This is a genomic window from Microbacterium sp. ISL-103 (assembly GCF_018613995.1).
Taxonomy (GTDB): Bacteria; Actinomycetota; Actinomycetes; order Actinomycetales; family Microbacteriaceae; genus Microbacterium.
Map to the genome: position 1 here is coordinate 1 of NZ_JAGGPD010000146.1, position 8588 is coordinate 8588.

Sequence of the window (8588 nt, forward strand, 5' to 3'; positions counted from 1 at the left end):
AGCACGAGGCTGATGACGGCGTTGAAGAGCCCGATCGTGGCTCCGAGGCTGAAGTTGGCGTTCAGGATGCCCGTCTTGTAGACGTACGTGGGGATGATCTCCGATGTCGAGAGGTTGAGAGCGTTCTGCAGGAGGAACGCCTTCTCGAACCCGATCGCCATGATGTTGCCGACGCCGAGGATCAGGATGATCGTGGCCGTCGGCAGAAGAGAGGGCAGATCGACGTACCAGATCTTCTGCAGGCGGGAGGCGCCGTCGATCTTGGCGGCCTCGTAGAGAGAGGTGTCGACCGAGGCGAGCGCTGCGAGATAGATCACGGCCGAGTAGCCGGTGGTCGTCCAGATGTCGGTGGCCACGTAGATGTGGCGGAAGAAGTCGGCGCTCGCCAGCAGATCGACCTGCCCGGCACCGAAGAAGCTGAGGGTGCGCCCGAGGATCCCCACACGAGGGGAGAGAAGCAGGATCGTCATCGAGACGATCACCACGGTGGAGATGAAGTAGGGCGCGTAGGTCACCAGCTGCACGGTGCGCGTGAAGAAGCGCAGCCTGACCTCGTTGAGCATGATGGCGAGGATGATCGGCAGCGGGAAGCTCGCGATGAGGGTGTAGACCGCGAGGATGAAGGTGTTGCCGATCAGCTTCGGGAAGACGGGGTTGCGGAAGAGAGCGGTGAAGTTGTCGAACCCCACCCACGGGCTCCCCCACACGCCGTCGATCGGGTTGTAGTTCTTGAACGCGATCACCGCGTTGGCCATCGGCACGTAGCGGAACACGATGAACCAGATGACGGGCAGGAGCAGCAGCAGGTACAGCTGCCAGTACCGGCGCAGGCTCCGGACGAATCGGGATCGTGCGTCGGTGCGTCGAGGACTCGGCGGCGAGACCTCGATCGGTGGTGCGTGCTCAGCACTGAGCTTCATGATCGCCCTCCCAGGGCAGGGTTACTTTACGTCGTAATAAAATCATGCCGAGCCGGAAAAGTAAACGCCGACTTTCCGGTCGGGGATTTCTGCGGATCGCTTGCACGTCCATCTCAAACGTGATTTATTGACGTTGTCAAGTAACTACCGGAGGGTCTCATCCCATGACTTGCCGTGCAGACACCGTCGTCGCACTCCGCGCTGCTGGTGCCGCCTTCATCCTTCAGATCTCCGACCCGATCCCGCGTGTGCTGCACTGGGGTGCCGACATCGGTGATCTCAGTCCCGCGACCGTCTCGGCGCTCGCCCTCACCGCAGGCCCCGCCCAGCTGAACAACTCCCCCGACATCCCTCGGACGTTCTCCGCGCTTCCCACCGAGTACGAAGGCTGGTCGGGAACCGCGGCGCTGTCCGGCCACGCGCACGGCCGTGCCACGACGCCTCGCCCACGGCTCGTGACGCACCACGTGCATGTGCCGGCAGACGGGATCGGGGGCCGCGTCGCCCTGACGTTCGACGACACCATCGGCGGGCTCCGCACCGAGTTGACCTACCGGCTCGACGCCCACGGCGTGCTCTCGGTCGACACGTCGCTCACTCGCGACGCCGCCCTCAGCCCGCGCATCGGCTCGACCGCGTACACGGTGGGCTCCGTGCTCTCGCTCCTTCCTCTTCCGGAACGCGCGACCGAGATCCTGGACTTCACCGGCAAGTGGTGTCGTGAGCGCTCTCCGCAGCGGTCGCCGTTCGGATTCGGCACCCACCTTCGTGCCGCGCACCGCGGCAAGCCGGGACACGACTCGCCCTTCCTGCTCGCGGCCGGCACGGCCGGTTTCGGCTTCGGACACGGCGAGGTCTGGGCGGTGCACCTCGCGTGGAGCGGAGAACAGCAGTACCTCGCCGAACGCCTCCCCGAAGGGGCCGGCGCGTTCAGCGCGATCCTCGGCGCCGGGGAAGAACTGCATCCCGGCGAGGTCATCCTCGAAGACGGCGAGCGCTACGACGCACCGACCGCGCTGTTCATCTGGTCAGGCAGTGGTCTCGACGCGATCAGCGATCGGCTGCACAGCCGACTCCGCGCGCGACCGACGCATCCGCGCTCTCCGCGTCCGCTGGTGCTCAACACGTGGGAAGCGGTGTACTTCAACCACGACCTCGATCGCCTGACCGCCCTCATCGAGCGTGCAGCCGATGTGGGGGTCGAACGCATCGTGCTCGACGACGGCTGGTTCCGTGGTCGTCGGGAGGCGGATGCCGGGCTCGGCGACTGGTTCGTCGACGACGATGTCTGGCCCGACGGCCTGGGTCCGCTCGTCGACATCGTGCGCGCGCACGGGATGCAGTTCGGTCTCTGGTTCGAGCCCGAGATGATCAACCTCGATTCCGACCTCGCCCGTGCTCATCCCGACTGGGTGCTCGGTCCCGCTGAAGGGCTCGGCCCCGAGTCGCGCTCGCAGCACGTGCTCGACATTGCTCGCTCCGAGGCATACGACTACCTTCTCGAACGCCTCGACGCGCTCGTGCGCGAGCACTCGATCGACTACCTGAAGTGGGATCACAACCGCGACCTCCTCGAAGCCGTGAGCCAGGGCGACGACGGCGACCGCCCGAGCGTCCACAGGCAGACCGCGGCGCTGTACCGCCTGCTCGACGAACTGCGTTCCCGGCATCCGCAGCTCGAGATCGAGACGTGCTCCGGCGGCGGCGGCCGGATCGACCTGGGCATCCTCGATCGCACGGACCGCGTGTGGGCCTCGGACTGCAACGACCCGGTCGAGCGCGTGCAGATCGAGCGATGGACGCGCGCGATCGTGCCGCCCGAGCTCATCGGCTCTCACCTGGGCGCGACGCGCTCGCACACCACGGCTCGGAGCACCGACCTGCCCTTCCGCCTGGTCACCTCTCTCACCGCGCATGCGGGTATCGAGCAGGACCTCACCCTCGTCGACGATGTCGAGCTGGCCGCGATCACCCGCTGGGCCGGCATGTATCGGGAGTTCCGCGACCTGCTGCACAGCGGTCGAGTGGTCAACGCCGACCTCGCAGACCAGACCACCGCCCTGTCGGGGATCGTCGCGCAGGACGGCTCCGAGGCGCTGTTCAGCTGGAGCAGATTCGCCACGTCGGCCGCCGGGCAGTCGGGCCGGGTGCGTCTGCCCGGACTCGACGACACGTCGATGTACAGCATCCGGATCCGCGAAGACCTGGGCTCTTCCAGCCGGCACCAGGGCAACGATCCCGAGTGGGTCACGGATGCGCTGGCAGGCCCGGTCGAGATGCCCGGAGCCGTGCTCGCCACCATCGGGGTGCCTCTGCCCACGCTCAACCCGCAGCAGGCGATGCTCATCGAGATCCGGCGCACACGCAGCTGACCACGCACCTTCCTTCCCATCCCCACGACAGAGCAGTCGAACGAGAGGAAAGCAATGAAGACCCACCGACAGAGAAGGCGCGCGGCCTCGATCACCGCGGCACTCGCCGCGACCGCGATCGTCCTCAGCCTCGCCCCCGGTGCGACCTGGGCGACCGAGGCGACGCCGGATCCGACTCCCGCACCCGAGGTGACGCCGTCATCGACGCCGGCACCGGGTGCGCATTCGACACCGGATGACGAGCCGACGCCCACCGAGCAGCCGACGCCGCATCCGACCGCATCGAGCACCCCCGAGCAGGCACCGCCCGCGAAGGAGGCCCGACGCCCTGCAGCCAAGGCCGACGACGGGATCTCCGACCGGTCGGCGAAGCCCTACATGGGCTGGAGCAGCTACAGCATGCAGGTGTACGAGGGCGGCCAGTGGATCACGGCCGACCAGATCATGGCGCAGTCCGATGCCATGCACGACAAGCTGCAGGACTTCGGATACGACCACATCAACATCGATGCCGGGTGGAACGGCGGCCAGGACGAGTACGGACGCCCGATACCCAGCACCACGCTGTTCCCCGACGGGCTCGACGCGGTCATCGACCACGTGCACGACAACGGCCAGAAGGTGGGCCTCTATCTGATCCCCGGGATGAGTCTCGACACCGCGCAGAAAGCGCTCCCCATCTACGGCGCCCCCGGCTGCACGACCGAGAACCTGCTCAAGCAGCCGCTCCAGCAGGGCGACTACTGGGGATTCGGCTACCGGCTCGACTTCGACAACCCCTGCACCGAGAAGTACATCGACTCGATCGCAGACCTGCTGGGCGAGTGGGGCGTCGACTTCATCAAGTTCGACAGCGTCACCCCCGGCTCCGGAGTCAGCGACCTGTCGATGGACGCCCGCGAAGAGGTCGCCGCCTGGTCTCGCGCGCTTGATCGCAACGACATCTGGTTCGAGCTCTCCTGGGCCGTCGACATCAACTACGCCGACTACTGGAAGCAGTACGCAGACGGATGGCGCATCGACTGGGACGTCGAGTGCTACTGCGGCGACGAGGCCCTCACCACCTGGGAGAACGTCGCGCGCCTGTTCCCCCGGCTCTCCGACTGGTGGCGCCACGCGGGCCCCGCCGGCTGGAACGACCTCGACTCCCTCAACGTCGGCAACGGCAAGATGGACGGCCTCACCCGAGACGAGCGCCGCACGGCGACGACACTCTGGGCGACGTCGGCCGCACCGATGTACCTCGGAAACGACCTGACGAATCTCGACGACTACGGCGTCGACCTGATCACCAACCGCGAGGTCATCGCCGTGAACCAGGCGGGCGTGCCCGCTCGTCCCGTCTCGACGGCGACGAAGCAGCAGGTCTGGTACGCACTGGACCCCGACGGCACCTACACGGTCGCTCTCTACAACCTGGGCCGAGCGGACGCCGATATCACCGTCGATTGGTCCGACATCGGGCTCGACGGATCCGCCAAGATCCGAGACCTCTGGGCCGGCAAGAACCTGGGCACCGAGGCCGACGGCTTCACCGCAGAGAGCGTGCCGATCCACGGTGTGCGCCTGCTGAAGGTGACACCGGCGAAGCAGTCGGCGATCACCGTCAACGACGACTCGCTGCGGGTCGCCTACGACGGAGACTGGATGCGCAACGGCGGAAACGAGGTTCCGGCGACATCGCAGCCGTTCACCGTCGCGGTGTCGGACACCCCCGGTGGCGGCACGCCCGACCCGCCGGCCACGGGTCTCACGGTGACGCTGAACGACGACGATTCGCGCATCGGATACAGCGGGTCGTGGGGCTACAGCAACAATCGCGGCCTCGGCGACCACGGCGACGACGTCCACTACGTCGAGACCAACGGAGCGGCCTTCGAGTACACGTTCCAGGGAACCGGAATCCAGTACGTCACCGAGAAGCACGAGTCGCAGGGAGGGGTGGAGATCTACCTCGACGGCCAGCTCGTCGAGACCGTCGACACCTCGCTGCCAGCCGCAGACGGTCGTCTCTCGCAGCAGGCGGTCTACGCCGTCGCCGACCTCCCCAGCGCAAGCCACACCCTGAGGGTGGTCAAGAAGTCCGGATCGTTCATGCTGCTCGACAAGCTGGTCGTCACTCTCGACAGTCAGCTCAGCTCCACCTCGGGAGCGTTCAACAAGGCCGCCCCCGCCGACGTGTCGGTCGACGTGCTGCGAGACCCGAGCGAGCTCGCCTCGATCAGCGTCGCGGGTGAGCCGCTCGAGCGAGACACCGACTACACGCTGTCGGGAGCGACGGTCACCCTGAAGTCGTCGTATCTCGCCACGCTCCCCGTGGGAGACGCGACGCTGGACTTCGCGTTCACCGGCGACCATCTCGACGATGTCCACGCCACGGCGGCAGACGGCGACTCGGTGTCGTTCATGTTCCGGGGCACGGGCGTCTCGTGGCTCGGTCCGAAGGGGCCCGACCAGGGCACCGTCGATGTCTACATCGACGGCAAGAAGGTGAAGCGCGTCGACACGCACGCCGGGTCGCGCGTCTCGAACCAGGAGCTCTTCGCGGTCTCCGGGCTGAAGGACAAGGAGCACACGATCAAGATCGTGAAGACCTCGGGAGACGTGCTCCGCACGGACGTCTTCCGATACACGGTCAAGAAGGTCGGCTGATCCCGTCGGGGCGGGCCTCGCGCCCGCCCCGATGCAGCGGCTGCGGAGCATGTCGCGGATGTCTGCCCCCGGGTGCACACTCGGCAGATGGAGATCACACTCGCACAGCCGGCAGGACTCGTGGTGAGTCCTGCCTTCAGCCATGTCGCCGTCGTCCCGCCCGGGGCGACGACGATCCACGTCGGCGGCCAGAACGGCGTCGACGAGACCGGAGCCCTCGTCTCGGCAGATGCCGCCGAGCAGTCGCTCCGAGCGGTGCAGAACGCCCGCATCGCCCTGGAGTCCGCGGGTGCGGGCCTCGACGACGTCATCAGCTGGACCATCCACATCCACCAGGACGCCGATCTTCGCGCCGCTTACGGCGCAGTCGCATCCACGCTGGCCCGAGACGGCGCCCCTCCCCTGGTCACCGCGGCGCTCGTCGCCGGCCTCGGCGTACCGGGAGCACTGATCGAGGTGAGCGCGATCGCCGCCGTCATCCGCGAGTGACGACGTCCGGCGGTCGACTCAGACTCAGATCCGGCCGCGCACCGGAGTGCGCTCGGCCTGGTCCCCGCCGTCGGGCATCGCCATCTCCGCCCGGACGCCGAGCAGTCTCACCTCTCGCTGCTGGTCGAGCGTGGCACCCAGGGCCCGAGCCGCCGCGATCACGTCCTCGCGCACCGTGGTCGGCGCCGACAGCTTGCGCCCGAAGGTCTTCGTCTCGAACGGCGCATACCGCACCTTGAGATGCACGCGGACGACCGGGCGCCCCTCGGCTGCGCAGTCGTCGAACGCGTGCCCGGCCAGATCCGTCAGAGCATCCTGCACCTCTGCCGGTGTCGTGAGGTTCTGCTGATAGGTCGTCTCGCGGCTGTGGCTCCGAGCCACCCACGGAGTGCTGTCGACCACGGCCGGCCCGAGTCCGGACCCGAGTCCGTGGTACCAGACGCCCATGCGCGGCCCGAACTCGGCGACCAGCAGGTCCTCATCGGCGTCCGCGAGCTGACGAACCGAGACGATGCCGTGTGCGGCGAGCCGTTTCTGCACCTTCGGGCCCACACCCCACAGATCGCGGGTGGTCTTGTCGCCCATCACCTCGAACCAGTTCTCCTCGGTGAGACGGAAGACGCCCCGCGGCTTGCCGAACTCGGTGGCGTTCTTCGCCCGAACCTTGTTGTCGCCGATGCCGACCGAGCAGTGCAGCGCGGTCGCCTCGAGCACTGCGGCCTGAGCAGCGCGCGCGACCGCCTCGGGGTCATCCGTCGTCACGCCGAGGAAGCACTCGTCCCAGCCGACGACCTCGAGCACGATGCCGGGAAGCGCACGCAGTGCCGACATCACCTCGGCCGATGCCGCCTCGTAGGCGTCGTGGTCGACGGGAAGGAACACCGCGTCAGCGGGCGCCTTGCGCGCGGCGATCTTGAGGGGCATCCCCGAACCGATCCCGAATTCGCGCGCCTCGTACGACGCTGTCGACACGACAGCCCGCTCGGTGGGATCGCCGCGTCCGCCCACGATCACCGGACGCCCGGCGAGTTCCGGTCGACGCAGCACCTCGACCGCGGCGATGAACTGGTCCATGTCCACGTGCAGCACCCAGTCGGCCATGCATCGAGTGTGACCGGTGCCGCTCGGGTTGTCACCCCTCGGATGCGACCGACGAGCGGTCTCAGGCGATCGCGACTCCGATGGCGGTCGCGATCACGGCCAGCAGCGGCAGGGTGCCCTGCATCGCCGCGGCCCGCAGCTTCGACGGGTCGGAGAGCACGAGCACGAGGGCAGCGGCCAGCATCATGCCGGTGCCGGCGAAGACGAGGGTCAGTCCCACGGTGCCGAACCCGATGATCACGAAGCCCACGCCGAGCAGAGCAGTGAGAGCCAGGAAGAGATTGTAGAAACCCTGGTTGAAGGCGAGCGCCTTCGTCGTGAGGGCATCCGCCTCGGTGGCGACGCCGAAGATCTTCCTCGTTTCGGGCTCGGTCCACTTCAGTGACTCGAGCGCGAAGATGAAGACGTGGAACGCGGCAGCGGCCGCGGCGAGGACGAGTCCGACGATGAGCATGACTCGATCGTATCGCCGGGAGAGCGTCGTCAGAGGAGGAAGATCGGCAGCAGCCCGGGGTTGTGCGCATGGACGAGCACGGCGAACACGACCGCGTCGAACAGCAGATGCACGGTCACGACGTAGGCGAGCGAATGGGTGCGCATGAAGATGAACCCCTGCAGCAGAGCGAACGGGATCGTCAGCAGCGGCCCCCACTCGCGGTAGCCGAGCTCCCACAGGAACGAGACGAACACGATCATCTGCAGCACGTTGGCGAGAGCGTCGGGAAAATGCCTGCGCAACAGGGCGAAGACGGTGCAGATGAAGAACAGCTCGTCCCAGATGCCGACCGCTCCCACCCCCACGAACAGTCGCGCGATGAGGTCCGGCGAGTCGACCACGGGCCAGTTCTGGTAGACGCCGCTGGTGATGAAGTAGAACGGCAGGATCAGCCAGCCCAGCACCAGGACGGCCACCAGCCACCCCCATTGCAGGCGCCCCCAGCGACGATGCGCTCGCCAGGGGAAGCTGATCGCACGATCGCGGAAGACGAGACGGGAGACGACGTAGGGCACGGCGACGGCGCCACCGAGTGCGAGCGTGAAGCGCAGCATGGCG

General features: G+C 67.3%; 7 protein-coding genes. 3 read left to right on the plus strand and 4 right to left on the minus strand.

Annotated elements, in window-relative coordinates:
- The coding region (locus J7E68_RS06195; RefSeq protein WP_215170851.1) for a sugar ABC transporter permease at window positions 1–920 on the minus strand (920 nt) is incomplete at its 3' end.
- 164 nt (window positions 921–1084) lie between these two features.
- Here J7E68_RS06195 and J7E68_RS06200 point away from each other — a divergent pair.
- From J7E68_RS06200 to J7E68_RS06210, 3 genes are all read left to right on the plus strand, one after another.
- Entirely contained in the window at window positions 1085–3292 is a 2208-nt protein-coding gene (locus J7E68_RS06200; protein ID WP_215170852.1) for an alpha-galactosidase, read from the plus strand.
- A 54-nt stretch (window positions 3293–3346) separates the two neighbouring features.
- Window positions 3347–5944, plus strand: coding sequence for a X2-like carbohydrate binding domain-containing protein (locus J7E68_RS06205; protein ID WP_215170853.1), 2598 nt, complete (start codon window positions 3347–3349; stop codon window positions 5942–5944).
- A gap of 87 nt (window positions 5945–6031) precedes the next feature.
- Window positions 6032–6433, plus strand: coding sequence for a RidA family protein (locus tag J7E68_RS06210; RefSeq protein ID WP_215170854.1), 402 nt, complete (start codon window positions 6032–6034; stop codon window positions 6431–6433).
- 24 nt (window positions 6434–6457) lie between these two features.
- On the opposite strand, the gene J7E68_RS06215 is transcribed toward J7E68_RS06210, so the two are convergent.
- The 3 genes from J7E68_RS06215 to J7E68_RS06225 form a co-directional block, all read right to left on the minus strand.
- Complete coding sequence (locus J7E68_RS06215) at window positions 6458–7534, minus strand: DNA polymerase IV (RefSeq protein ID WP_215170855.1); 1077 nt, start codon at window positions 7532–7534, stop codon at window positions 6458–6460.
- A gap of 61 nt (window positions 7535–7595) precedes the next feature.
- A complete protein-coding gene (locus tag J7E68_RS06220) occupies window positions 7596–7988 on the minus strand; it encodes a DUF1304 domain-containing protein (protein WP_215170856.1) in 393 nt (130 codons plus the stop codon).
- Window positions 7989–8017: 29 nt separating this feature from the next.
- Window positions 8018–8588 (minus strand): CPBP family intramembrane metalloprotease (locus J7E68_RS06225; protein WP_215170857.1); only part of this gene is annotated, 571 nt, incomplete at its 5' end.

Coding starts and splice junctions, on each gene's coding strand:
- J7E68_RS06210 (WP_215170854.1), top strand. CDS start 6,032: ATGGAGATCACACTCGCACAGCCGGCAGGACTCGTGGTGAGTCCTGCC.
- J7E68_RS06200 (WP_215170852.1), top strand. CDS start 1,085: ATGACTTGCCGTGCAGACACCGTCGTCGCACTCCGCGCTGCTGGTGCC.
- J7E68_RS06205 (WP_215170853.1), top strand. CDS start 3,347: ATGAAGACCCACCGACAGAGAAGGCGCGCGGCCTCGATCACCGCGGCA.
- J7E68_RS06215 (WP_215170855.1), bottom strand. CDS start 7,534: ATGGCCGACTGGGTGCTGCACGTGGACATGGACCAGTTCATCGCCGCG.
- J7E68_RS06220 (WP_215170856.1), bottom strand. CDS start 7,988: ATGCTCATCGTCGGACTCGTCCTCGCCGCGGCCGCTGCCGCGTTCCAC.